The sequence below is a fragment of the Luteimonas sp. KH_071 genome, from assembly GCF_057838005.1.
Genome location: NZ_CM174458.1, coordinates 442,330 through 466,038, shown reverse-complemented (window position 1 = coordinate 466,038; position 23,709 = coordinate 442,330). Strand labels below are relative to the sequence as shown.

Sequence of the window (23,709 nt, the reverse complement as noted above, 5' to 3'; positions counted from 1 at the left end):
GGAACTGGTGCGCCTGCTGCAGCGGTTCGATTTCATGCGCGGGGACACTGACCTCGCCGGGAGCCGCCGGGATGCCCCGGCTCAGTCTCTTCCTGGGGGCTCTTGCCGTTGCATGGGCTGCTAGCCCTTCGATGGCAGACAGCAATACCCGGACTGCGCTCTACGAGGTCATGCGGTCGGGCTTGGCTGCCTGAGTGATCCGTGGGACGAAGTGGTGCGCGATGTTCCAACGAGAGGTCCGCTTTGGGTCGGAAGCGGCCTTCTAAGCACCGGACAAGATCCGCGCTCACCGTGCAAGGTTCGGCAACGACGCATGATTTCATCCATGGATCGAGGCCTATGTGCCACGCCTTAGCTCGTCCAGATAGTTGGCCCAAGCCTGCATCATCTTCTTGCGCTCTTCGAGGTGGGTAGTCCGGTTGTACGCCCGCCCCAGCGGATCCCGCACCGCATGGGCAAGCTGATGCTCGATGAAGTCCGGCCTGAACCCAAGCACCTCGTCCAGCAACGTTCTCGCCATGGCCCGAAAGCCATGGGCAGTCATCATCGCGCCGTCGAACCCGAGGTTCCGGAGAGCGGCGTTGATCGTGTTCTCACTGATTGGCTTCTCGATGCTGCGCACGCTGGGAAAGACGTACTGGCTTTTCCGAGCGTAGGGCTGGACATCTTCCAAGAGCTCGACGACATGCCCAGCCAAGGGAACGATGTGCTGGGTCTGGGTTTTGCTGGTGACGTAACGCCACTCGGCAGCATCCAGGTCGATATCCTCCCAGCGCGCCGCGCGGAGCTCGCCGGGCCTGACGAACAGAAGTGCCGAGAGCTTGAGCGCGGCGGAGACGATGGGCGACCCTTGGTAGCAGTAGATCGCCTTGAGAAGCTTTGCCACCTCCTCTGGCTCAGTCAGGCTGGAGAAGTGCTTGGTTTTCGTAGGGGTTAACGCACCGGCAAGACTCAGGGCGGGGTTGTTCTCTGCACGGCCGGTGGCGATGGCATAGCGAAAGACCATGCCCGCGGCGGCGCGAGCCCGATGTGCCGTCTCAACTGCTCCACGGGCCTCGATCTTCCGGAGGGCCTTCAGCAGGATTGGCGCAGTCACGCTCCGAACGGGCAGATCACCTATGCTCCCCAGATCGCGTTCCAGCATCCGGCGCTCCCGAACGACTGACCCAGGGGTCAGCTTCTTGGCCCGTTGCGTCGCCAGTTCCTCAGCAAGCGCGCCAAAGGTATTGCCGGCCTCTTCCTCCTGCGCCGCCCGCTCGATCTTCACCACCAGCGCTGGGTCCATGCCCTTTTTAAGCTGGGCCCGGGCCTTGTCCCTTTCGGCGCGAGCTTCCGCCAAGGAAACCGCTGGGTAGTCCCCGATAGTCAGCATGTTCGCCTTGCCGGCGAACCGGTACCGATAGCGCCAGATCCTGGCCCCCGAAGGCCTGACCTCAACGCACAGCCCATTGGCGTCAGCGAGGCGGAAGACCTTGCCTTGGGGCTTGAGGCTGCGCAGCTTAGTGTCCGTCAACATGGCTGTGAGTAACCGATATGTGAGTAAGCGAAGACCTTCCGGTCATCTTACTCGCACCGTTACTCACCTTCCAGCTGGATGGTGGCGCACGCGACCGGACCTGACTGGACAAGAAAGACCCGAAATATAGCTATTTTTCTAGGATATTCGGACTGATCTGGACGTGCTCGGATCAGAAGATGGTGGGCCCACCAGGACTCGAACCTGGAACCAAAGGATTATGAGTCCTCTGCTCTAACCATTGAGCTATAGGCCCGCGGCCGGCAATCGTATCAATTCGCTCGACATGAGCGAATGCGAGAAGTGTTCGTCGTAAAAGGCTTGCGCCCCAGATACCGAACCAAGCGCTGCGATCTGTCTCCGCGGCAGCAACACGGTGCCTCGTTGATCGGCGACGAACTTGGCTACCTGTCCGCTATTGGCGCACAGCAAATTATTGACTGCCACCTTGGTGCGGTTACGCACCTTTCCCAGGAATGACAACCACGTATCTCAAGAGCGCTGCTGCGTAGGATGATTAGAGCGAAGCAGAGCCCGGGGCACCAGCGCGTGAGTGATGACTCGCGTGCCAGTGCGCAGCCCGGTGTCTGGGCATCATTAGACTCCTTGAATCAGCCCATCGTGCACACCCGACATATCTCCCGATCACCTGTCCAGCAGGAGCGCAGCAATCCCTAGATCTCCTTGGGTACACGCCTGACTAAATCCTGATGCGTCGGAAGCGGCACCTGACTTTCTCCCTGCTTAGGGTTGCTGCAAACACCGCCGCAAAGAAAAACCCCCGCCGGGATACCGGCGGGGGTTTTGGGTAAAAACCCTGGCGATGACCTACTCTCGCATGCTAGATGCACACTACCATCGGCGCATGTACGTTTCACTTCCGAGTTCGGAATGGGATCGGGTGGTTCCATACAGCTATAGTCACCAGGGAGAGGGTGGAGGGTCGCAGGTCGGCCCGATTTTCGACGCAGATATGCGTTCGAAAGTGGGACTGACAGCGCTCACGCTCTCAGAGGTTGGGAAGTAGCGAACATTTTTGACGACTCATTCGTGTCGTTGGCCAAGGATGCTTCGGTTAGAAGCAACTTGAGGTTATATGGTCAAGCCACACGGATCATTAGTACTGGTTAGCTCAACACATTGCTGTGCTTACACACCCAGCCTATCAACCACCTGGTCTTGATGGTTCCTTCAGGGGAGTCAAGCTCCCGGGAGATCTCATCTTGAGGCGCGCTTCCCGCTTAGATGCTTTCAGCGGTTATCGCTTCCGAACATAGCTACCCGGCAGTGCCACTGGCGTGACAACCGGAACACCAGAGGTTCGTCCACTCCGGTCCTCTCGTACTAGGAGCAGCCCCTCTCAAATCTCCAACGCCCATGGCAGATAGGGACCGAACTGTCTCACGACGTTCTGAACCCAGCTCGCGTACCACTTTAAATGGCGAACAGCCATACCCTTGGGACCGACTACAGCCCCAGGATGTGATGAGCCGACATCGAGGTGCCAAACACCGCCGTCGATATGAACTCTTGGGCGGTATCAGCCTGTTATCCCCGGAGTACCTTTTATCCGTTGAGCGATGGCCCTTCCATACAGAACCACCGGATCACTAAGTCCTAGTTTCCTACCTGCTTGATCCGTCGATCTCGCAGTCAAGCACGCTTATGCCTTTGCACACAGTGCGCGATGTCCGACCGCGCTGAGCGTACCTTCGAGCTCCTCCGTTACTCTTTGGGAGGAGACCGCCCCAGTCAAACTACCCACCATACATGGTCCCCGATCCGGATAACGGACCTAGGTTAGAACGTCAAGCACGACAGGGTGGTATTTCAAGGTTGGCTCCACCACAGCTAGCGCCATGGTTTCAAAGCCTCCCACCTATCCTACACAGACGAACTCAACGTTCAATGTAAAGCTATAGTAAAGGTTCACGGGGTCTTTCCGTCTTGCCACGGGAACGCTGCATCTTCACAGCGATTTCAATTTCACTGAGTCTCGGGTGGAGACAGCGCCGCCATCGTTACGCCATTCGTGCAGGTCGGAACTTACCCGACAAGGAATTTCGCTACCTTAGGACCGTTATAGTTACGGCCGCCGTTTACCGGGGCTTCGATCAAGAGCTTCGCCTTGCGGCTGACCCCATCAATTAACCTTCCGGCACCGGGCAGGCGTCAGACCCTATACGTCCACTTTCGTGTTTGCAGAGTCCTGTGTTTTTGATAAACAGTCGCAGCGGCCTGGTCACTGCGGCCCCCGATCGCTGTAGCCCGCATGGGCCACGATCAAGGGCGCACCTTCTCCCGAAGTTACGGTGCTATGTTGCCTAGTTCCTTCACCCGAGTTCTCTCAAGCGCCTTAGAATTCTCTTCCTACCCACCTGTGTCGGTTTACGGTACGGTCTGCATAAGCTGAAGCTTAGGGGCTTTTCCTGGAAGCGTGGTATCAGTCACTTCGCTCTAATGAGCTCGTCTCGGTGCTCGGAGTTAAAGGGTCCCGGATTTGCCTAAGACCCACTCCTACCGCCTTTCCCCAGGACAACCAACGCCTGGTAGACCTAACCTTCTCCGTCCCCCCATCGCACTTATGCGAGGTGCTGGAATATTAACCAGCTTCCCATCGACTACGCATTTCTGCCTCGCCTTAGGGGCCGACTCACCCTGCGTCGATTAACGTTGCGCAAGGAAACCTTGGGCTTTCGGCGTGGAGGCTTTTCACCCCCATTATCGTTACTCATGTCAGCATTCGCACTTCCGATACCTCCAGCAGACTTCTCAATCTGCCTTCGACGGCTTACGGAACGCTCCTCTACCGCGCACATATAAATATGTGCACCCCAAGCTTCGGTTTATCACTTAGCCCCGTTAAATCTTCCGCGCAGACCGACTCGACCAGTGAGCTATTACGCTTTCTTTAAAGGGTGGCTGCTTCTAAGCCAACCTCCTGGCTGTCTGTGCCTTTCCACATCGTTTCCCACTTAGTGATAATTTGGGACCTTAGCTGTGGGTCTGGGTTGTTTCCCTTTTCACGACGGACGTTAGCACCCGCCGTGTGTCTCCCATGCAGTCTGTCTTGGTATTCGGAGTTTGCAATGGTTTGGTAAGTCGCAATGACCCCCTAGCCATAACAGTGCTCTACCCCCAAGAAGATTCACATGAGGCGCTACCTAAATAGCTTTCGAGGAGAACCAGCTATCTCCGGGTTCGATTAGCTTTTCACTCCTAATCACACCTCATCCCCTACCTTTGCAACGGGAGTGGGTTCGGACCTCCAGTTGATGTTACTCAACCTTCATCCTGGGCATGACTAGATCACCCGGTTTCGGGTCTATTGCCCGCGACTATGCGCCCTTATCAGACTCGGTTTCCCTTCGCCTCCCCTATACGGTTAAGCTTGCCACGAACAATAAGTCGCTGACCCATTATACAAAAGGTACGCAGTCACCCCTTGCGAGGCTCCTACTGCTTGTACGCACACGGTTTCAGGGTCTATTTCACTCCCCTCTCCGGGGTTCTTTTCGCCTTTCCCTCACGGTACTGGTTCACTATCGGTCGGTCAGGAGTATTTAGCCTTGGAGGATGGTCCCCCCATATTCAGACAGGGTTTCTCGTGCCCCGCCCTACTCATTTTTCATCGATATGGCCCTTTCGCATACAGGGCTATCACCTTCTATGGCCGGTCTTTCCAGGACCGTTTTGCTAAAACCATATCGACTTTTGGGCTGTTCCCCGTTCGCTCGTCACTACTCAGGGAATCTCGGTTGATTTCTTTTCCTACGGTTACTTAGATATTTCAGTTCACCGCGTTCGCCCTGCATGGCTATGTATTCACCATGCAGTACCTCCTAAGAGGTGGGTTTCCCCATTCGGACATTACCGGATCAAAGCTTGTTGCCAGCTCCCCGATACTTTTCGCAGGCTACCACGTCCTTCATCGCCTCTGACCGCCAAGGCATCCACCGTGTGCGCTTATTCGCTTGACCATATAACCCCAAGTTGCCTCGGAGCCATACTTCTGTCGATGGGTACAAAGCATCGACGCAAATATAACGACTCAATTTACTAGGGACTCGAGGTCCCCGCCTTAGCCACACGACACGTATGAGTTCTTGTCTCAGACGCTCGCTACTTCCCTATTTTTCAAAGAACAGTCGTCAGGCCACAGTGCCCGGCGACATTCAAATCTGATGTGTGCGCAGCGATCGGTGAATCATCAATCAAGAATGGTGGAGCCTGTCGGGATCGAACCGACGACCCCCTGCTTGCAAAGCAGGTGCTCTCCCAGCTGAGCTAAGGCCCCATGTGGTGGGTCTGGGAGGACTCGAACCACCGGCCTCACCCTTATCAGGGGTGCGCTCTAACCACCTGAGCTACAGACCCAGTCTTGCTTGATTACCAATCGTGCAGGTTACTTATGAGGACGCCTGGACAAGCGATGCAGCCTTGTCTCTAAAGGAGGTGATCCAGCCGCACCTTCCGATACGGCTACCTTGTTACGACTTCACCCCAGTCATCGGCCACACCGTGGCAAGCGCCCTCCCGAAGGTTAAGCTACCTGCTTCTGGTGCAACAAACTCCCATGGTGTGACGGGCGGTGTGTACAAGGCCCGGGAACGTATTCACCGCAGCAATGCTGATCTGCGATTACTAGCGATTCCGACTTCACGGAGTCGAGTTGCAGACTCCGATCCGGACTGAGAGAAGGTTTCTGGGATTGGCTTGCCCTCGCGGGTTTGCAGCCCTCTGTCCTTCCCATTGTAGTACGTGTGTAGCCCTGGCCGTAAGGGCCATGATGACTTGACGTCATCCCCACCTTCCTCCGGTTTGTCACCGGCGGTCTCCTTAGAGTTCCCACCATTACGTGCTGGCAACTAAGGACAAGGGTTGCGCTCGTTGCGGGACTTAACCCAACATCTCACGACACGAGCTGACGACAGCCATGCAGCACCTGTGTCACGGTTCCCGAAGGCACCAATCCATCTCTGGAAAGTTCCGTGCATGTCAAGGCCAGGTAAGGTTCTTCGCGTTGCATCGAATTAAACCACATACTCCACCGCTTGTGCGGGCCCCCGTCAATTCCTTTGAGTTTCAGTCTTGCGACCGTACTCCCCAGGCGGCGAACTTAACGCGTTAGCTTCGATACTGAGTTCCTAATTGAACCCAACATCCAGTTCGCATCGTTTAGGGCGTGGACTACCAGGGTATCTAATCCTGTTTGCTCCCCACGCTTTCGTGCCTCAGTGTCAGTGCTGGTCCAGGTAGTCGCCTTCGCCACGGATGTTCCTCCCGATCTCTACGCATTTCACTGCTACACCGGGAATTCCACTACCCTCTACCGCACTCTAGCCTGCCAGTATCCAATGCAATTCCCAGGTTGAGCCCAGGGCTTTCACATCAGACTTAACAAACCACCTACGCACGCTTTACGCCCAGTAATTCCGAGTAACGCTTGCACCCTTCGTATTACCGCGGCTGCTGGCACGAAGTTAGCCGGTGCTTATTCTTTGGGTACCGTCAGAACAATCGGGTATTAACCGACTGCTTTTCTTTCCCAACAAAAGGGCTTTACAACCCGAAGGCCTTCTTCACCCACGCGGCATGGCTGGATCAGGCTTGCGCCCATTGTCCAATATTCCCCACTGCTGCCTCCCGTAGGAGTCTGGACCGTGTCTCAGTTCCAGTGTGGCTGATCATCCTCTCAGACCAGCTACGGATCGTCGCCTTGGTGGGCCTTTACCCCGCCAACTAGCTAATCCGACATCGGCTCATCTATCTGCGCGAAGCCCGAAGGTCCTCCGCTTTCACCCGTAGGTCGTATGCGGTATTAGCGTAAGTTTCCCTACGTTATCCCCCACAAATAGGCAGATTCCGATGTATTCCTCACCCGTCCGCCACTCGCCACCCAAGGAGCAAGCTCCTCTGTGCTGCCGTTCGACTTGCATGTGTTAGGCCTGCCGCCAGCGTTCACTCTGAGCCAGGATCAAACTCTTCACTTAAATGTTTCGACATCACCGAAGTGACATCTAATGCTTCGAGTGCAGATGTCTTTTCCAGAACTCGAACTACTCACCAGCATTTGCATGCTTTTGAATCTTTCTTGCTCTTTCTAGAACGTCTGCTAATGGACTAACACCACCAGCCAGACGTCCGCATAAGTATCCTGCGCACACTGTCAAAGATCTTCGGAAGCGGCCTCAGCGCCTGCTTCCCAGTGCTTCGAAGTTTCCTCCGAAGCGAGCCGCCCATCATAGCGCGGTTTTGGCTTTCGTCAACACCTCGGTGAGGGTTGGTTTCCGCCGACTTCAGCGTCCGGCCCGAAAGCGTTTCGTTGAAGCGAGCCGCACATCTTACCGCGACTTTCGAGGCTGTCAACACCGCGTGAAGGCTGTTGTCGTCCTCGCCCCGCTCAACCGCTGCTCCGAAGTGCAGCCCGTCAAGCGGGGCGCGAATTATGCATAGATGCAATCGGTTTGAAAAGAGGCTGACACACATTCCTGTATCAGCCCGTTAAACGCCGTCGCCTGTTCAGCGAAATCGCCGCAGCGGCGCTACTCGACAGTCACCGACTTGGCCAGGTTGCGGGGCTTGTCGACATCGGTGCCGCGCGATAGGGCGGTGTGGTACGCCAGCAACTGCACCGGAATGGTGTGCACGATGGGACTGAGCACGCCGACGTGTCGTGGCGTGCGGATCACATGGACGCCCTCGGAGGCGCTGAAGTTGCTGTCCGCATCGGTGAACACGAACAATTCGCCGCCACGCGCGCGCACTTCCTGCATGTTCGACTTCACCTTCTCCAGCAGCGCATCCTTGGGGGCGATCACCACCACCGGCATGTCGGCGTCCACCAACGCCAAAGGGCCATGCTTGAGCTCGCCGGCCGGATAGGCCTCGGCGTGAATGTAGGAAATCTCCTTGAGCTTGAGCGCGCCCTCCAGCGCGATCGGGTAATGCACGCCACGCCCCAGGAACAACGCGTGGTGCTTGGGCGTGAACTTCTCCGCCCAGGAGGTGATCTGAGGTTCGAGATTGAGTGCGTGCTGCACGCTGCCAGGCAGCTGGCGCAGGTCCTCGATGTAGCTCGCTTCCTGCTCCCCGTCGAGACGGCCATTGAGCTTGGCCAGGGTGACCGCGAGCGCGAACAGAGCAACGAGTTGCGTGGTGAACGCCTTGGTCGATGCCACCCCGATCTCCGCACCGGCGCGGGTGTAGAACACCAGACCACTGGCGCGCGGAATTGCGCTCTCGGGCACGTTACAGATCGACAGCGTGCGCGTATGCCCGAGCGACTTGGCGTACTTGAGCGCCTCCATCGTGTCGAGTGTCTCGCCCGACTGCGAGATCGTGACGATCAGATGCTTCGGATTGGCGACCGCCTTGCGGTAACGGTATTCGCTTGCAATCTCGACCGAGCACGGCAGGCCGCTGATGGCCTCGATCCAGTAGCGCGCGACCGAGCCGGCATAGAAGCTGGTGCCGCAGGCGAGGATCTGTACGCCCTCGACCTCGCGCAGCACATCGCCCGCATCCTTGCCGAACAGAGTAGGTTCGAAGGCCGCCGCGTCGATGATCGCCTCGATGGTGTCGGCCAGCGCGCGCGGCTGCTCGTGGATCTCCTTCTGCATGAAATGGCGATAGGGGCCGAGTTCCAGCGAGGCCAGCGAGACATCCGACAGGTGTTCGTCGCGGGTGACGTTGTCGCCGTTGCCGTCATAGACCTGCACCGCGGCGCGGGTGAGGACAGCGGTGTCGCCTTCCTCGAGGAAGATCACGCGGCGCGTGGCCTGCAGGATCGCCGAGACGTCGGAAGCCACGAAGTTCTCGCCCTCGCCCAGGCCGACCAGCAGCGGGCAGCCCATCCGCGCGACGACCATCCGGTCGGGATCGCTTTTGTCGATCACCGCCAGCGCATACGCGCCCTCGAGTTCCTGCACCGTCGCCTGCAGCGCAGCCAGCAGATCGAGGCCTTGCGATTGGTGATGGTGGATCAGGTGCGCGATGACCTCGGTATCGGTCTGCGACTCGAACACATAGCCGAGTTCGCTCAACCGCTCACGCTGCGCCTCGTGGTTCTCGATGATGCCGTTATGCACCAGCGCCAGACTGTCGTGGCTGATGTGCGGGTGTGCGTTGGTTTCGGTCACGCCGCCGTGCGTCGCCCAGCGCGTGTGGCCGATGCCGAGGCCGGCCTGCAGACCATCGGCGCGCGCAGCCGCTTCCATTTCTGCGACACGGCCCGTGCGACGCACGCGACGGACGGCGCCGCCCGTGACCACTGCAATGCCGGCCGAATCGTAGCCGCGATACTCCAGCCGCTTGAGGCCCTCGACGAGGACGGGCACCACGTCACGCCCCGCGATCGCCCCGACAATTCCGCACATCCGGCCTGCTCCTCTCTATAGAAGCGCCCATTCTAGCGGCGCCGACTGCCACGCCCGGAGGCGGCCTTGCCGGCGTTCAGCGCGTGAACAAATAGTCCGCGCGGTCTCGAAGGGGCGGGCGGCGCGCTGGTAGCGATAGATCCGCCCCCGTCGCGGCGGGCGATACGGACCGAAAGCCCCGCACGGGCGACAACCCGCCTGCGGCCCAGGCAATGCGCACCGGAATCTTGCGGCGCGACCGTCGATGACCGGCAGAGCCCCCGCTCCGGGACCGGCGCATCGTGGATGGCCGTCCAGCCTGACGAGTCCATCCCACGTCGTCACCGTGCCTGTCCCCGACTGCGCGCTGCCGCCCGCGCCGTCGTACGCCCGCGGACGTCCGGATGCTCCGCGGACACCACGATCGAGATATTTATTCCTTGAAAATCAATGACTAAAAATTGGCACGGGATCTGCTTTGTAAGCCATATCCGCAAGAGATCGCCCGCATGTCCAACCCCGTCTCCAGTCCCTCCCCCCGTCCTGCCGGCATCCGCGACACCGCCGGGCAGGACACCGTCCATGCGCGCTCAGGCACGTCGCGCCGTCGTCCCTGGCTGATCGGCGGCATCGCGGGCGCATTGCTGATCGCCGCTGTCGCCTGGTTGCTCACCGGCTGGGCCTCGGGCGCGCAATCGGTCGACGCGCAGCGTCTGCGCTTCGCCGAGGTCACCCGCGGCGATCTGGTCCGCGACATCGCAGCGGAAGGCCGGGTCATCGCTGCCAACAGCCCGACGCTGTATGCGATCTCCGGCGGCATGCTCAACCTCAAGGTCGTGGCCGGTGATCGCGTCGAGCGCGGCCAGGCGCTGGCCGAGATCGACAGCCCGGAATTGCGCAGCAAGCTGGCGCAGGAAGAAGCCACCCTCGCCGGTTACGAGGCCGAAGCCGGACGCGCCGCGCTCGACGCGCAGCTGCGCCGCGCCGAAGCGCGAAAGGTGCTGGACCAGGCGCAGATCGATCGCACTGCTGCGGAACGCGATCTGCAGCGCTATCAACGCGCGTACGAGGGCGGCGCGGTGGCGCAGGTCGATCTGGCGCGCGCGCAGGACACCTTGAAGAAGACCGAGATCGGCGTGTCCTCCGCGACCGAGGATCTCGGACTGCAGGGCCGCGGTGCGGGCCTGGACACGCGCAACAAGCAACTCGTCGCGGAACGCCAGCGCAGCGTGGTGATGGAAGTGCGTCGCCAGGTCGAGGCGCTGACGCTGCGGGCGCCGTTCGACGGCATCGTCGGCCAGGTGCAGGCGGTACAGAGCAGCAACGTCGCCGCGAACGCGCCGGTGCTGTCGGTCGTCGACCTGTCGGTGTTCGAAGTCGAGATCAAGGTGCCGGAAAGCTTCGCGCGCGATCTCGAGATCGGCATGCCGGCCGAACTGCGCAGCGTCGGCACGACGTATCCGGCGAAGGTCTCTGCGGTCTCGCCCGAGGTGGTCAATGGTGAAGTTGTCGCGCGCCTGCGATTCGACGCCAACAGCCAGCCGCCGGGCCTGCGCCAGAGCCAGCGCCTGACCGCGCGGATTCTGCTCGACACGCGCAAGGACGTGCTGATGGTGGCGCGCGGTCCGTTCCTCGATCAGGAAGGCGGCAGCGCGGCCTATGTGATGGATGGCAATACAGCGGTGCGCAGGCCGATCACCGCCGGCGCCAGCAGCCTGTCGGCGGTGGAAATCGTCGACGGCCTGCAACCCGGCGAACGCGTCGTCGTCGCCGGCACCGATCTCTTCGACAACGCGGACCGCATCCGCATCTCCGGACTCTGATCATGCACACACGCATCGATTGCCCGTTCCCCGTCGCCTGGACCGCCGACGAACTCGCCAGCGCGGTGCCGCGCCGGCTGTCGTCGGCATTCGAGGCCGGCATTCCCACCGACATGTCATCCAGCGCGCGCATGCCGGCGTTCGCACGCGCACGCCGGCGCACCGTCGACCACGGTCTGCCCACCCTGTTCCGCATCCGCTGAGCGCGACGCGCCCTTCTTCTTTCCAGTTCACGTCACAGGACACATCCCCATGCTCGACATGCGCCAGGTCGCCAAGGTCTACCGCACCGAACTCGTCGAAACCCATGCGCTGCGCTCGCTCGACCTGCACGTGGCCGAGGGCGAGTTCGTCGCCGTCACCGGTCCGTCGGGCTCGGGCAAGACGACCTTCCTCAACATCGCCGGCCTGCTGGAAACCTTCACCGGTGGCGAATACCGGATCGACGGTGTCGAGGTACGCGGGCTCGGCGACGATGCGCGCTCGAAGCTGCGCAACGAGAAGATCGGCTTCATCTTCCAGGGCTTCAACCTGATCCCTGATCTCAACCTGTTCGACAACGTCGACGTGCCGCTGCGCTATCGCGGCATGGCGGCGTCCGAGCGTCGCCTGCGCATCGAGGAATCGCTGTCGCTGGTGGGCCTGGGCTCGCGCATGAAGCACTTCCCGGCGGAGCTGTCGGGTGGTCAGCAGCAGCGTGTGGCGATCGCGCGTGCGCTCGCCGGCAGCCCGCGTCTGCTGCTCGCCGACGAACCCACCGGCAACCTCGATTCGCAGATGGCGCGCAGCGTGCTGGAGCTGCTCGAGGACATCAACGCACGCGGCACCACCATCGTGATGGTGACGCACGACCCGGAACTCGCCGCGCGCGCGCATCGCAACGTGCACATCGTCGACGGCATGGCGACCGACCTGCAGGCGCTGCACGCGGCGCCGTTGTCCGGGGCCGCATCGCGCGCTCCCGCAGACGCCTGAGGAGATCCGGCATGTTCGGTTACTACCTGCAGCTCGCGCTGCGCAGCTTCCGCAACAGCAAGGTGCTCACCGCGCTCATGGTGCTGGCGATCGCGCTGGGCATCGGCGCCAGCATGACCACGATCACGGTATTCCACGTGCTGTCGGGCGATCCGATTCCCGACAAGAGCGATCGTCTGTTCTACGTGCAGCTCGACGCCGCCAACATGAGCGGTTTCGTCGCCAGCGAAGAGCCCGACGCCAATATGACACGCCGAGACGCCGAGACGCTGTTGCGCGAAGCGCGCGGCACGCGCCAGGCCATGATGAGCGGCGGGTTTGTTGCCATCGCACCGGATGGCACACGCACACCTTTCTTCACCGATGCGCGCTACACCTCGGCGGACTTCTTCCCGATGTTCGACGCGCCGCTGGACTACGGCCGCGCCTGGACCGCCGAAGATGACGCGGCGCGCGCGCGCGTCGCGGTGATCTCGGCCGACACCAACCAGAAGGTGTTCGGCGGCGGCGACAGCACCGGCAAGACGCTGCGCATCAACGGCGCCGATTTCCGGGTGATCGGCGTGCTCGGCCCGTGGATGCCGACGCCACGCTTCTGGGACCTGACGCTGGATCGCTTCAACACGCTGGAATCGGTGTTCGTCCCGTTCTCGACCGCGATGGACCAGAAACTCTCGCGGATGGGCAGCATGAACTGCTGGGGGGATTCGGGCACGGACCCGAATGCGCTGAACGCACCCTGCAGCTGGGTGCAGTACTGGGTGGAACTCGGCTCTCCAGCGGACGCGGCGGCGTATCGCGATTATCTGGACAGCTACTCCGACCAGCAGCGCACTGCGGGCCGCTTCGAACGTCCGAACAACGTACGCCTGCGCGACGTGCCGGCCCTGCTCGACCACCACCAGGTGGTGCCCAGCGATGTGCGCCTGCAACTGTGGCTCGCGATCGGATTTCTGCTGGTGTGTCTGGTCAACACGGTCGGCCTGCTGCTCGCCAAGAGCCTGCGCCGTGCATCCGAGATCGGCGTCCGCCGCGCCTTGGGTGCGTCGCGTCGCGCGATCTTTGCCCAGTTCCTCATCGAGGCCGGCGCGATCGGCGTGGCGGGCGGCGTGGTCGGCCTGGGCCTGGCCCTGCTCGGCCTGTGGGCCGTACGCCAGAACCCGAGCAGTTACGCCGGGCTCGCCCAGCTCGACATGCCGATGCTGCTGACCACCTTCGCCCTGTCGATCGTCGCGAGCCTGCTGGCCGGCCTGCTGCCTGCATGGCGCGCCATGCAGGTGACCCCGGCGATCCAGCTCAAGTCGCAGTGATCCGAATTTTCCCGAGGACTCCCATGGACATCCGACCCATCTTCTCGACACTGCGCCGGCACAAGACCGCGGCCGCACTGATCGTGATCGAGATCGCGCTGGCCTGCGCGATCATCTGCAACGCGATCTACCTGATCGACCGTCGGATCGACCACATGTCGCGTCCCAGCGGCACGGTCGAGAACGAGCTGCTGCGCATCCAGATGCCGAGCATCGACGAGACCGCCGACGTGGACCGCAAAGTCGGCATCCAGCGCGACCTGGCCGCCCTGCGCGCACTCCCGGGCGTACGTCACGTCGCCGCGGTGACGCAGATTCCCTACGGCAACAGCAGCTCGACCAGTGGCGTGCGGCTCAACCCCGACCAGCGCAACAACACGATGCTGGCCTCACCCTACCTCGGTACGGAAGACCTCCTGGACACTTTCGGTCTGCAGCTGGTGGCCGGCCGGCGGTTCAATCCGGACGAGTTCGTCGACATGGGCGATCTGAGCCGCGAAGGCGGCGGTGTCGGCGTGCCGGCCGCCATCGTCAACCGGGCGATGGCCGAGCGCCTGTTCCCGGGTGAGGACGCGGTCGGCAGACAGTTCTACAGCTGGGGAGATGCGCCGATCCGGATCGTCGGTGTCGTCGAGACACTGGCGCTGCCCAACGACAGCAACGGCAACGTGGACGCGACGATGCTGTTTCCGGTCCGCGACGATTCCAACGGGATCAACTACGTGATCCGCACCGATCCGGCGCAGCGTCGCCAGGTGCTCGACGCCGCGGTTGCCACACTCAAGCAGATCGATCCCAACCGCGTCGCGGTCAATGCCGACCTGATGTCCGACCTGCGCGAGACGTACTACCGCGAGGATCGCGCGATGGCGTTGCTGCTGGTCGTGGTGTGCATCGCGCTGCTGGTCGTGACCGCGCTCGGCATCGTGGGACTGGCCAGCTTCTGGGTGCAACAGCGCACCAAGCAGATCGGCATCCGCCGCGCGCTCGGTGCGACGCGGACCCAGATCCTGCGCTACTTCCAGGTCGAGAACTTCCTGCTCGCGACCATCGGCATCGTGCTCGGCATGTTGCTGGCTTACGGCCTCAACCAGCTGCTGATGTCGCGCTACGAACTGGGCCGCCTGCCGCTGATGTATCTGCCGATCGGCGCCATCGCGCTGTGGCTGCTCGGGCAGATCGCGGTGTACTGGCCGGCGAAGCGCGCGGCCTCGGTGCCGCCGGCGGTGGCGACGCGCAGTATCTGATCGCGCGCGCGAGCATGTCGCCGGTTGCGTCGAACGTGGCCGGCGACGACCATGCCCTTCGATCACTCACGTTCCCACCGGATGTCCAACGCCTGATGCCCACGATCCTCGTCATCGACGACAACCCCGCCGTCGCCACCGCGCTGGAGGTGCTGTTCTCGTTGCACGACATCGCCTGCGAACACGCGGCGACATCCGAGGCCGGCATCGCCCGGCTGCAGGCCGGCGGCATCGATCTGGTGGTGCAGGACATGAACTTCCACGCCGACACCACGTCCGGCGACGAGGGCATCGCGCTGTTCCATGCGATCCGGCGCTTCGATCCCGATCTGCCGGTGGTGCTGTTGACGGCCTGGACGCGGCTGGAATCGGCGGTGGAACTGATCCGCTCGGGCGCGGCCGATTACCTCGGCAAGCCCTGGGACGACGGCAAGCTGCTGGCCACGGTCAACACATTGCTGGAACTGTCCGCGACGCGCCGCGCATTGGACGCACGCACGCGTGACGACCGTCGTCGTCGCGACGCGCTGGTGCAGGGCCATGATCTGCGTGGTCTGATCTGGGACGATCCGGCCAGCGAGACCACGCTGGCGCTGGCGTTGCAGGTGGCGCGTTCGAATCTGCCGGTGATGGTCACCGGTCCCAATGGCGCCGGCAAGGAGAAATATGCGGAAATCCTGCATGCCAACTCGGCCGTGCGCGAGGGACCGTTCGTCGCCGTCAACTGCGGCGCGTTGCCCCACGATCTGATCGAAGCGGAACTGTTCGGCGCGGAAGCCGGCGCCTACACCGGTGCGACGCGCGCACGCGCAGGCAAGTTCGAGGCCGCCGATGGCGGCACGCTGTTCCTCGACGAAGTGGGTACGCTGCCGCCCGCCGGTCAGATCAAGCTGCTGCGCGTGCTCGAGACCGGGCGCTTCGAACGACTGGGCGGCAATCGCGAACGCAGCGTGTCGGTGCGCGTGCTCAGCGCGACCAATGCCGACCTGCCGACGATGATTGCCGACGGCCGCTTCCGCGAGGATCTCTACTACCGGCTCAACGGCATCGAGCTGCGGCTTGCGCCGCTGGCGCGGCGGCCGCGCGACATCCTGCCGCTGGCGCGACACTTCCTCGCCGGTCGCAAACCGTTGTCGACGGGCGCCGAGCGCGCCCTGCTGCAACACGGTTGGCCGGGCAACGTGCGCGAACTGCGCAATGTGATCCAGCGTGCGGAACTGCTGGCGCGCGAGGCGCAGATCGAGGCGCGCGATCTCGCGTTGCCCGCCCCCGTCGCCGCGGCCCTCGAAACCGAAGCAGGTGAGCCGGATCGAACCGAGATCGAAGCCGCGCTCGCGCGCAGCGGCGGCGTCCTGGCGCAGGCCGCCAGCGAACTCGGACTGTCGCGGCAGGCGCTGTACCGGCGCCTCGACCGCCTCGGCATCCGTCGCGACTGACATGCGCTGGGCGCAGCGACTGCCGCTGACGGGAACAGTCGTCGTGATCGCACTGGCGCACGTTGCGCTGGGCGCGGGATTCGCGGTGTTGCTGCTGCGCTGGTGGTCACCGTGGGCCGCGGTGGCCGGCGGCGCGCTGTGCGCAGTGCCGTCGCTCGTCTGGTCGCTGCACCGCGCGTTCGCGCCGATGCATGCGCTGTTCCGCGCACTCGCCGGCACCGTGGCCAGCTATCGCGACAGCGACTACGCGTTCGGCGTGACATGGCAGGGACGCGGTGCGCTGGGTGAACTGGTGGCCGCACACAACGAACTCGGCGAGACGCTGCGCGCGCAGCGCCTGTCGCTGGTGCAGCGCGAACTGCTGCTCGACACGATGGTGCAGAACACACCGGTCGCGATGCTGCTGCTCGATCCCGGCGACCGCGTGGTGCATGCCAACCTCGCCGCGCGTCGCGCATTCGGTGGTGGTCGCAAGCTGGAGGGGCAGGCGTTTACGGCGCTGCTCGTCGATGCGCCGGCGGCGCTGGCCGAGGCGTTCGCGCGCGGCGGCGATGGGCTGTTCACCGTCGGCGATGGCGAGACCGAAGAAATCCATCATCTGTCGCGCCGGCACTTCCGGCTCAACGGACGCCGCCACGAACTGCTGCTGTTGCGGCAGATGACGACCGAACTGCGCCGCCAGGAAGTACAGACCTGGAAGAAGGTCATTCGCGTCATCAGCCACGAACTCAACAACTCACTGGCCCCGATCGCCTCGCTCGCGCACTCGGGCGCGGAGTTGCTGCGTCGCGGGCAGACCGCACGTCTGCCGGACGCCCTGCGTACGATCGAGGAGCGCGCGCGGCATCTGGAAGGCTTCATCCGTGGCTATGCGCATTTCGCCAAGCTGCCGGCACCGCGCCGCGAGCCGGTCCGCTGGCGCGCGTTCCTCGACCAGTTGCGTTCGCAGGTCCCGTTCGTGGATGCCGGCCCCATCGACGATGCGTTCACCGCGTCCTTCGATGCCGCCCAGGTCGAACAGGCGCTGTTGAATTTGCTGCGCAACGCACACGAGGCCGATGGCGATCCTGACGCGGTGGCGGTCGGGCTGCGGCGCGCGATGGACGGTTGGCGTATGGATGTGCTCGATCGCGGCCCCGGCATGAACGAGGCAGTGCTCGCGAACGCACTGCTGCCGTTCTATTCGACGAAGCGCAACGGCACGGGGCTTGGCCTGGCGCTTGCACGCGAGATCGCGGAAGCGCACGGCGGCCGCATCGCCCTGCTCAACCGGGAAGGCGGCGGACTCTGCGTCTCGCTGGTGTTGCCGGACTGATCCGAAGAGCGGTCGCAGATGCGAAGCTCGGGCAGAATCGAAGGCCCGATTCCCGGCGATTCCCGATGCGATTCCGACTCCACACGCTCGCGCTGGCTCTTGCATGCCTGGCGACCGCACCCGCCTTCGCACAACGCGCGAAAAGTCTCGACGCGGTGCCCGGTCTTCTGAAAAGTCCGGAGGCGAAAGCCGTCTGGGCCGAACAGATGGAAGGACGCCCGGCGCCCGATCATTTCGGCACCCGCGATCTCGCCGGCGTCGACGCCGATATGCTGCGACAGCTGCTGGTGCCCGATGTCGCAGGCGACCGTATCGTGCTGCTCGGCGCGCGCCGCTGGACGCAGCACCCCGGTCATATCGTCGCGCTCGTCTGCTATCGCGAGACCGTCGCACGCAATCCGTCCGCGGAGCCGACCTGCGACACCGGAGACACTGCGCAAGTGCTCGGTGTGTTGCGTGTCAGTGATGCGGGCGATGCGCAGCTGGTCGCGCGCCTGCGACTCGACGACGGTATTGCGTGGCCGCTGCTTGCCTGGCACGGCGCGCAGCCGCTGCAGATGGAAGAAGCCGGCGCATCCGCGATCCCGGAGCGTTGGGAACGCTTCGATCTCGCCCCCTATCGCCTGTCGGACGGCCCGCCCGCACTGGGTCTGCGTGGCGGCTTGTCGGAAGGGTATGCCGGGGGCGGCGCGTTTTACTCGGCGCTGTATCTGTTCGAACTTCGCGGCGACACGCTCAAGCAGGTATTCGGCGCGCAGATGTCGATGTACCGCGACATCGCCGGCAGCTGGAACGACGACGGCACGCGCGAACACGACATCGAGGAATGGGCCGGTGTACTCATCGTCGAACCGCGCGCGCACCACGGCCGCCGGGACCTGCGCCTGCGCGAGCGCGGCGATGGGGGCGGCGAGCTGTATCGCTGGTCGCCGGCTGACGATGGCTACCGCCGCGTGGAGTGAAGCTCAGCGCTTCTTCGGCCGCTCCCAGCCTTCGACGACCGTCTGCCGCCCGCGTGCGACCGCGAGCTTGCCGTCCGGCACATCGTTGACGATCACCGAACCGGCCGCCGTCGTGGCGTCGTGGCCGATGCGCACCGGCGCGACCAGCGCTGCATTCGAACCGATGAAGGCGCGGTCGCCGATCACGGTCTTCGACTTGTTCACGCCGTCGTAGTTGCAGGTGATGGTGCCGGCGCCGATGTTGCTGCCGGCCCCGATCTCCGCGTCGCCGAGATACGTCAGGTGGTTGGCCTTGCTGCCGACGCCGAGCGTGGTGTTCTTGGTTTCGACGAAGTTGCCGATGTGCACGCCGTCGGCGAGCACCGTGCCCGGACGCAGGCGCGCGAACGGACCGATCGTCACCGCGCCTTCGGCGCGTACGCCGTCGAGGTCGCAATGCGCGCGCACCTCGGTGCCCGCGCCGAGGTGCGCGTTTTTCAAACGGACGAACGGACCGACGCGCACCCCGTCGCCGAGCGCCACGCGCCCCTCGAAGATCACGTCGACATCGATCTCGACATCGCTGCCGACGATGACCTCGCCGCGGATATCCACGCGCGCCGGGTCGGCGAAGCGCGCGCCGGCGACACATAGCGCACGGACCGCCCGCAGCTGCCACGCGCGTTCGAGCTGGGAAAGCTGCCAGGGATCATTCGCACCTTCGGCTTCGAGCGGGTCATCGACCAGCACGATCTGTGCAGCGCTGTACTCGTCGGCGGCCATCGCGAACACGTCGGTCAGGTAGTACTCGCCCTGTGCATTGTCGGACGACAGCCGCGCCAGCCACGCCTTGAGCGCGGTCGCCTCGGCGGCGAGGATGCCGGTGTTCACGAGGTTGATGCGGCGCTGTTCGTCGCTCGCGTCCTTGTGTTCGATGATCGCGCCGACGTGACCTTCGGGATCACGCACGATGCGGCCGTAACCGGTGGGATCCTCGAGCTGCGCGGCCAATACCGCGAGCCGGCCTTCGACCGAGACCAGATGCCGCAGCGTCTCCGCGCGCATCAGCGGCACGTCGCCGTAGAGCACCAGCACCTGCGCACCATCGGGCACTTCGGGCATCGCCTGGCGCACCGCGTGACCGGTGCCGAGCTGTTCGCGCTGCTCGGACCAGTGCAGATCCGTCTGCTCGGCGAACGCGGCCTGCACCTGCTCGCCGCGATGGCCGTAGACGACATGGATCCCTGCAGGCTCCAGCGCGCGCGCCGCCTCGATGACGTGCCACAGCATCGGCCGGCCGGCGATCTTTTGCAGCACCTTGGGCAGCGACGATTTCATGCGCTTGCCTTCGCCTGCGGCGAGGATGACGACGTGCAGGGGTGCGGTCATGGCGTTCGAAAAGCGTGAGGGCGTTCGATGATAATGCACCCCTCACGTCAGGATCGACGATGTCCCGCATCGAAGCGAACATGCAGCCGGTTACCGGATCGCCTTGGAAAACCGTGCTCTGGCTGCTCGGGCCGGCGCTCGTCCTGGTCGGCCTGACGGTGCACGGTGTCTGGCGGGTACTGCCGTGGGAGCGCTTCGCGCTGTCGCTCGTGCTCGCCGCTGTCGCCGCGCTGGTCGCATGGCCTCTTGCGCGCTTCGCACGATGGCGCCGGGCGTCTGCGCTCGCGACCGTGTGGTGCGCGGCGCTCGTGCTGTATGCCGGTCCTTTGCCGGTTCTGGCGACCGCGCTGATCGCGACTGCCGGCCTGGCGCTGGGTCTGCGCTGGATTCCCGCCGACGCACCGGCCCGGATCGCGATCTCAGCAGTGTCGGGCTATGCGGTGATCACCGGCGTCACGGGTTGGCTGGTGTCCTTGCCGCTTCATTTCGCGGTGGTGTGGCTGCTTGCATTGGCGCTGCTGATCGCATCGAACCGCCGTGGATTGAAGAGCCAGTATCAGGCCGCTCGCAGCGACTGGCACACGTTCGTCGACGCATCGCCGCGAGGGGCCGCTGCCGCGGTGATGCTGCTGGGGCTGGCCTCCACCGGCGCATGGCTGCCCACCATGCAGATGGACGATCTGACCTACCACCTGAATCTGCCTGCGCAGCTCGCACATCACGCACGTTATCTCGCGGATCCCGCCCACAGCGCCTGGACTTACTCCCCATGGATGGGTGATGTCGGCCAGGGGGTGGCCTGGTTGCTGGCCGGTCGCGAAGCGCGCGGCGCGGTGAACACGTTCTGGCTGGTGAGCGCAGCGGTCGCATTGACCGGATGCGCACGCGCACTCGGCGCGATGCCGGTGGAACGCATTGCAGTGGTCGCGCTGTTTGCATGTTTTCCGCCGCTGGTCTGGCTGATGGCCGGCATGCAGACCGAACTGCCTGCGATGGCGGTGCTCTTTTCCCTGGTGGCGCTGGTCCTGCACGACCGTCACGGGCGTCATCTGGCCGCGATGACGCTCTTGATGGCGGCGCTGGCCGCCCTCAAGCCGATGCATGCGCTCGCAGCACTGCCGTTGCTGGCGTATGCCGGCGGGTATGCACCTGGCCGTGTGCTGCGACACCTGCCGCGGCTGGCCGCATTGTTCGTCGTGATCGCGGGTTCGAGCTATGCGCACGCGTGGTGGCATACCGGCAGCCCGTTCTTTCCGCTGTTCAACGCGGTGTTCCAGTCGCCGCACTACCCGCTGGAGAACATGTCCGACACCCGCTGGCTCACCGGCTTCGGCCCGACGCTGCCATGGCACATGACCTTCGAGAGCAGCCGGTTCGTCGAAGCCTGGGATGGCGGCATCGGGTTCCTGTGGATCGGTCTCGCAGGCGCCTGGTGCCTCGGGCTGCGCCGGCGCGCCACGCGAGCGTTCGCTTGCATCGCGATCTGCATCGCGCTGTTGCCGCTGATGCCTATGCAGTACGCGCGCTACGCGTTTCCCGGACTGCTCCTGCTGTTGCTGCCCGCGCTGAGCGGCAGCCGTGCGGATACCGGGGGGCGCATCTGGCTGTGGCCGATCGTCATGCTGTGCGTGCTCAGCCTGGCCTACCAGGCCAACAGCGGCTGGACGCACCATTCGGCCGCGCTCAAGCGTGTTATTCGTGCGCCGGGCACACCGGACGCGGTGCTGCCCTACTACGTCGCCGAACGTACGTTGATCGCGCGGCTGCCTGCCGACGACGCGGGCGTGGTGCTGGCAACCGACCCCCAGCGTGGTCACGTCGCCGAACTCGCTGGACGTGGCCGACAGATGTCCGTGCATGCGCCCGCACTCGCTGCTGCGCGCGAGGCGGCCGACCGAGGAAGCGACGGTGAAGCGTGGCGGGCGGTGTTCGAGCAACTCGACGCACGATGGATTCTCGTCACCGAAGACAGTGCGTCGCCGGCGCTGATACGGGCATTGACGGTCGACCCGTCCATCGAGCACGTGGAATCGCTTCAGGGCATCGCGCTGTGGCGAAGGACGCCGCCGGACGACGGCGCGGTCGCGCCATGACTCCGCCAGCATCCCACCGGGCATCGCGCGCCGCGCGCGCCCGAGCAGGCCGCAATGTGCGCGGCATTGATAGCGCCTCGCCTGCCGTACGCGCAGGAAAATCTAACGGGCGCCTGCGTACGATTCAGATGCCGTCGCGTCAGAAATCCCGCGACGCTCTCCATCCGGAACTGGAACCGTGATGAGCCTCACCCGACAGGGGCGCGACTACCTGGCCATCGGTCTGCTGCAGTGGCTGATCGACTGGGGCGTGGTAGTCGGCCTGACACATTTGGGACTGCCTGTGGCGCCCTCGAATGTAATCGGCCGCATCAGCGGCGCGCTGATCGGTTTCTGGCTCAACGGCAAGCTGACCTTTGCGAACGACCGCAATACTGTCGGGACCACACAATTCCAGCGCTTCATGCTGATGTGGGTGTCCACGACCCTGTTCAGCACCTGGGCCCTGACCCAAATCGATGACGTGCTGGGTTTGCGTTGGGTCTGGGTGGCGAAGCCGGCGATCGAACTCGCGCTGGGCGCAGTGGGGTTTGTGCTGTCGCGTTACTGGATCTACAAGCGCTGATTCGAGCGCTTGGCCGCAAGGCTGTGCACCCTCGTGAGCGGCGGACAGATGCCGCTTTTGACTGGGCCTGGCCGCCGGACGCATACACACGCGAAGGTTCGGATGCGTCATCGCCAGCGTGTGAGCCGCCGAGAGTTCGCTCGAAAGGACCCGCGTTCTTTCCGACGTCCAAACGCGACGACCCCGCCGGAGCGGGGTCGTGCGGTTCACGGCAACCGGGCTTGGCGCCCGACGCCCGTCAGTGCTTGAGGTTCTTGCGCAGACGCTCGAGCGCCTGCAGCTGGACCACGGCCTCGACCAGCTTCTGCTGCGCCTCGGCGACGTCCATTGCCTCGCCGCGACCGGCCAGGATGCGCTCGGCTTCTTCCTTGACGGCTTTCACGGCGGCCTCGTCGATGTCGTCGGCGCGGATCGCGGTATCGGCCAGGATCGTCACGACCTGCGGCTGCACCTCGAGGATGCCGCCGCCGATCGCGAAATCGAGCACTTCGCCGTTGGCCTGGGTCACGACGACCTTGCCCGGCTTCAGACGCGTGATCAGCGGTGCATGACGCGGCGCGATGCCGAGCTCACCGAGCTCGCCGGTGGCCACGACCATGGTCGCTTCGCCGTGGAAGATCTCGGCTTCTGCGCTGACGATGTCGCAACGGATGGTGGTGGTCATGGCGGTCTCGCTCTGCTCGACGTGTAAGGGGTGAAGCGTGAGAACGGGCGCGTGCGGCGCACGCTCTGGTGGTGAGGG

At 63.6% G+C, this 23,709-nt stretch carries 14 protein-coding genes, 3 tRNA genes and 3 rRNA genes; 10 read left to right on the top strand and 10 right to left on the bottom strand.

Going from position 1 to position 23,709, the window contains the following annotated elements; all coding sequences use genetic code 11:
* Window positions 1–337 precede the first annotated feature (337 nt).
* From AC3IRM_RS02120 to glmS, 8 genes are all read right to left on the bottom strand, one after another.
* Entirely contained in the window at window positions 338–1,516 is a 1,179-nt protein-coding gene (locus AC3IRM_RS02120) for a tyrosine-type recombinase/integrase (protein WP_489204661.1), read from the bottom strand.
* 180 nt (window positions 1,517–1,696) lie between these two features.
* A tRNA-Ile gene (locus tag AC3IRM_RS02115) sits at window positions 1,697–1,772 on the bottom strand.
* A 559-nt stretch (window positions 1,773–2,331) separates the two neighbouring features.
* Window positions 2,332–2,445: ribosomal RNA gene (rrf, locus tag AC3IRM_RS02110) — 5S ribosomal RNA — on the bottom strand.
* 167 nt (window positions 2,446–2,612) lie between these two features.
* Window positions 2,613–5,496: ribosomal RNA gene (locus tag AC3IRM_RS02105) — 23S ribosomal RNA — on the bottom strand.
* A gap of 241 nt (window positions 5,497–5,737) precedes the next feature.
* Window positions 5,738–5,813, bottom strand: a tRNA-Ala gene (locus AC3IRM_RS02100).
* A gap of 3 nt (window positions 5,814–5,816) precedes the next feature.
* Window positions 5,817–5,893: transfer RNA gene (locus AC3IRM_RS02095), tRNA-Ile, on the bottom strand.
* A gap of 71 nt (window positions 5,894–5,964) precedes the next feature.
* A 16S ribosomal RNA gene (locus AC3IRM_RS02090) occupies window positions 5,965–7,509 on the bottom strand.
* The 16S, 23S and 5S rRNA genes sit together here with 2 tRNA genes alongside, the layout of an rRNA operon.
* Before the next feature lie 552 nt (window positions 7,510–8,061).
* Window positions 8,062–9,894: a glutamine--fructose-6-phosphate transaminase (isomerizing) gene (glmS, locus tag AC3IRM_RS02085; protein ID WP_489204660.1), complete on the bottom strand. Its 1,833-nt coding sequence runs from the start codon at window positions 9,892–9,894 to the stop codon at window positions 8,062–8,064.
* Between the two features lie 488 nt (window positions 9,895–10,382).
* On the opposite strand from glmS, the gene AC3IRM_RS02080 reads away from it, so the two are divergent.
* The 8 genes from AC3IRM_RS02080 to AC3IRM_RS02045 all read left to right on the top strand — a co-directional run bounded on the left by AC3IRM_RS02080 (window position 10,383) and on the right by AC3IRM_RS02045 (window position 18,941).
* The gene (locus AC3IRM_RS02080) at window positions 10,383–11,696 is read left to right on the top strand and encodes an efflux RND transporter periplasmic adaptor subunit (RefSeq protein WP_489205804.1); all 1,314 of its coding nucleotides are present in this window, start codon (window positions 10,383–10,385) and stop codon (window positions 11,694–11,696) included.
* A 2-nt stretch (window positions 11,697–11,698) separates the two neighbouring features.
* Window positions 11,699–11,899, top strand: a complete 201-nt coding sequence (locus AC3IRM_RS02075) for a hypothetical protein (RefSeq protein ID WP_489204659.1) — start codon at window positions 11,699–11,701, stop codon at window positions 11,897–11,899.
* A gap of 49 nt (window positions 11,900–11,948) precedes the next feature.
* Window positions 11,949–12,671 carry an ABC transporter ATP-binding protein gene (locus AC3IRM_RS02070; RefSeq protein ID WP_489204658.1) on the top strand — a complete coding sequence of 241 codons (723 nt, stop codon included), beginning with the start codon at window positions 11,949–11,951 and terminating at the stop codon, window positions 12,669–12,671.
* 11 nt (window positions 12,672–12,682) lie between these two features.
* The gene (locus AC3IRM_RS02065) at window positions 12,683–13,981 is read left to right on the top strand and encodes an ABC transporter permease (RefSeq protein WP_489204657.1); all 1,299 of its coding nucleotides are present in this window, start codon (window positions 12,683–12,685) and stop codon (window positions 13,979–13,981) included.
* A 23-nt stretch (window positions 13,982–14,004) separates the two neighbouring features.
* Complete coding sequence (locus AC3IRM_RS02060) at window positions 14,005–15,228, top strand: ABC transporter permease (protein ID WP_489204656.1); 1,224 nt, start codon at window positions 14,005–14,007, stop codon at window positions 15,226–15,228.
* A 95-nt stretch (window positions 15,229–15,323) separates the two neighbouring features.
* Window positions 15,324–16,664 carry a sigma-54-dependent transcriptional regulator gene (locus AC3IRM_RS02055; protein ID WP_489205803.1) on the top strand — a complete coding sequence of 447 codons (1,341 nt, stop codon included), beginning with the start codon at window positions 15,324–15,326 and terminating at the stop codon, window positions 16,662–16,664.
* A gap of 1 nt (window position 16,665) precedes the next feature.
* On the top strand, window positions 16,666–17,979 hold the full coding sequence (locus AC3IRM_RS02050; protein WP_489204655.1) for a sensor histidine kinase: 1,314 nt from the start codon (window positions 16,666–16,668) through the stop codon (window positions 17,977–17,979).
* Between the two features lie 65 nt (window positions 17,980–18,044).
* Complete coding sequence (locus tag AC3IRM_RS02045) at window positions 18,045–18,941, top strand: hypothetical protein (protein ID WP_489204654.1); 897 nt, start codon at window positions 18,045–18,047, stop codon at window positions 18,939–18,941.
* 3 nt (window positions 18,942–18,944) lie between these two features.
* On the opposite strand, the gene glmU is transcribed toward AC3IRM_RS02045, so the two are convergent.
* Window positions 18,945–20,309, bottom strand: a complete 1,365-nt coding sequence (gene glmU / locus AC3IRM_RS02040) for a bifunctional UDP-N-acetylglucosamine diphosphorylase/glucosamine-1-phosphate N-acetyltransferase GlmU (protein WP_489204653.1) — start codon at window positions 20,307–20,309, stop codon at window positions 18,945–18,947.
* 59 nt (window positions 20,310–20,368) lie between these two features.
* On the opposite strand from glmU, the gene AC3IRM_RS02035 reads away from it, so the two are divergent.
* Both AC3IRM_RS02035 and AC3IRM_RS02030 read left to right on the top strand, forming a co-directional pair.
* Window positions 20,369–22,402 carry a hypothetical protein gene (locus AC3IRM_RS02035; protein ID WP_489204652.1) on the top strand — a complete coding sequence of 678 codons (2,034 nt, stop codon included), beginning with the start codon at window positions 20,369–20,371 and terminating at the stop codon, window positions 22,400–22,402.
* 181 nt (window positions 22,403–22,583) lie between these two features.
* On the top strand, window positions 22,584–22,967 hold the full coding sequence (locus AC3IRM_RS02030) for a GtrA family protein (protein ID WP_489204651.1): 384 nt from the start codon (window positions 22,584–22,586) through the stop codon (window positions 22,965–22,967).
* 238 nt (window positions 22,968–23,205) lie between these two features.
* Here AC3IRM_RS02030 and AC3IRM_RS02025 read toward each other — a convergent pair whose 3' ends face one another.
* Complete coding sequence (locus AC3IRM_RS02025; protein ID WP_489204650.1) at window positions 23,206–23,631, bottom strand: F0F1 ATP synthase subunit epsilon; 426 nt, start codon at window positions 23,629–23,631, stop codon at window positions 23,206–23,208.
* Between the last annotated feature and the right edge of the window lie 78 nt (window positions 23,632–23,709).

What these genes read in the sequence shown, in the direction of transcription:
- AC3IRM_RS02120 (WP_489204661.1), bottom strand. Translation starts at nt 1,516, where the DNA reads ATGTTGACGGACACTAAGCTGCGCAGCCTCAAGCCCCAAGGCAAGGTC.
- glmS (WP_489204660.1), bottom strand. Translation starts at nt 9,894, where the DNA reads ATGTGCGGAATTGTCGGGGCGATCGCGGGGCGTGACGTGGTGCCCGTC.
- AC3IRM_RS02080 (WP_489205804.1), top strand. Translation starts at nt 10,383, where the DNA reads ATGTCCAACCCCGTCTCCAGTCCCTCCCCCCGTCCTGCCGGCATCCGC.
- AC3IRM_RS02075 (WP_489204659.1), top strand. Translation starts at nt 11,699, where the DNA reads ATGCACACACGCATCGATTGCCCGTTCCCCGTCGCCTGGACCGCCGAC.
- AC3IRM_RS02070 (WP_489204658.1), top strand. Translation starts at nt 11,949, where the DNA reads ATGCTCGACATGCGCCAGGTCGCCAAGGTCTACCGCACCGAACTCGTC.
- AC3IRM_RS02065 (WP_489204657.1), top strand. Translation starts at nt 12,683, where the DNA reads ATGTTCGGTTACTACCTGCAGCTCGCGCTGCGCAGCTTCCGCAACAGC.
- AC3IRM_RS02060 (WP_489204656.1), top strand. Translation starts at nt 14,005, where the DNA reads ATGGACATCCGACCCATCTTCTCGACACTGCGCCGGCACAAGACCGCG.
- AC3IRM_RS02055 (WP_489205803.1), top strand. Translation starts at nt 15,324, where the DNA reads ATGCCCACGATCCTCGTCATCGACGACAACCCCGCCGTCGCCACCGCG.
- AC3IRM_RS02050 (WP_489204655.1), top strand. Translation starts at nt 16,666, where the DNA reads ATGCGCTGGGCGCAGCGACTGCCGCTGACGGGAACAGTCGTCGTGATC.
- AC3IRM_RS02045 (WP_489204654.1), top strand. Translation starts at nt 18,045, where the DNA reads ATGCGATTCCGACTCCACACGCTCGCGCTGGCTCTTGCATGCCTGGCG.
- glmU (WP_489204653.1), bottom strand. Translation starts at nt 20,309, where the DNA reads ATGACCGCACCCCTGCACGTCGTCATCCTCGCCGCAGGCGAAGGCAAG.
- AC3IRM_RS02035 (WP_489204652.1), top strand. Translation starts at nt 20,369, where the DNA reads ATGTCCCGCATCGAAGCGAACATGCAGCCGGTTACCGGATCGCCTTGG.
- AC3IRM_RS02030 (WP_489204651.1), top strand. Translation starts at nt 22,584, where the DNA reads ATGAGCCTCACCCGACAGGGGCGCGACTACCTGGCCATCGGTCTGCTG.
- AC3IRM_RS02025 (WP_489204650.1), bottom strand. Translation starts at nt 23,631, where the DNA reads ATGACCACCACCATCCGTTGCGACATCGTCAGCGCAGAAGCCGAGATC.